Source organism: Streptomyces lincolnensis (genome assembly GCF_021173675.1).
Lineage (GTDB): Bacteria > Actinomycetota > Actinomycetes > Streptomycetales > Streptomycetaceae > Streptomyces > Streptomyces lincolnensis_B.
In genome coordinates this window covers 1-965 of record NZ_JAIHON010000041.1, presented here as the reverse complement: position 1 = coordinate 965, position 965 = coordinate 1, and the positions used below count along the sequence as shown (strand labels likewise).

Sequence of the window (965 nt, the reverse complement as noted above, 5' to 3'; positions counted from 1 at the left end):
CACGACATCCGTGCGCGGGCTCTGGCCGGCCCGAGCGAGAAGGCGACCGAGGCGCAGCACGCCAAGGGCAAGCTGACCGCACGGGAGCGCATCGAACTGCTCCTCGACCCCGGTTCCTTCCGGGAGGTCGAGCAGCTGCGCCGGCACCGGGCCCAGGGCTTCGGCCTGGAGGCGAAGAAGCCGTACACGGACGGTGTGATCACCGGCTGGGGCACGGTGGAGGGCCGGACGGTCTTCGTCTACGCGCACGACTTCCGGATCTTCGGCGGCGCGCTGGGCGAGGCCCACGCCACGAAGATCCACAAGATCATGGACATGGCCATCGCGGCCGGTGCCCCGCTGGTCTCCCTCAACGACGGCGCCGGCGCCCGGATCCAGGAGGGCGTTTCCGCCCTGGCCGGCTACGGCGGCATCTTCCAGCGCAACACCAAGGCCTCCGGCGTCATCCCGCAGATCAGTGTGATGCTCGGCCCGTGCGCCGGCGGCGCGGCCTACAGCCCCGCGCTGACGGACTTCGTCTTCATGGTCCGCGAGACCTCGCAGATGTTCATCACCGGCCCGGACGTGGTCAAGGCGGTCACCGGCGAGGAGATCACCCAGAACGGCCTGGGCGGCGCGGACGTGCACGCCGAGACCTCCGGCGTGTGCCACTTCGCCTACGACGACGAGGAGACCTGCCTCGCCGAGGTCCGCTACCTGCTGTCGATGCTCCCGCAGAACAACCGCGAGAACCCGCCCCGGGTGGAGGCCACCGACGCGCCGGAGCGCCGCTCGGACGTCCTGCTGGACCTAGTCCCAGCGGACGGCAACCGGCCCTACGACATGACCAAGGTCATCGAGGAGATCGTCGACGACGGCGACTACCTGGAGGTCCACGAGCGCTGGGCCCGCAACATCATCTGCGCGCTGGCCCGCCTGGACGGCCAGGTCGTCGGCATCGTGGCGAACCAGCCGTCGACGCTGGC

1 protein-coding gene is annotated in these 965 nt (G+C 70.4%); it reads left to right on the top strand.

Features of this window, described 5'->3' with window-relative positions:
• On the top strand, positions 1-965 hold a 965-nt coding region (locus K4B79_RS47460), incomplete at both ends, for an acyl-CoA carboxylase subunit beta (RefSeq protein ID WP_308280647.1).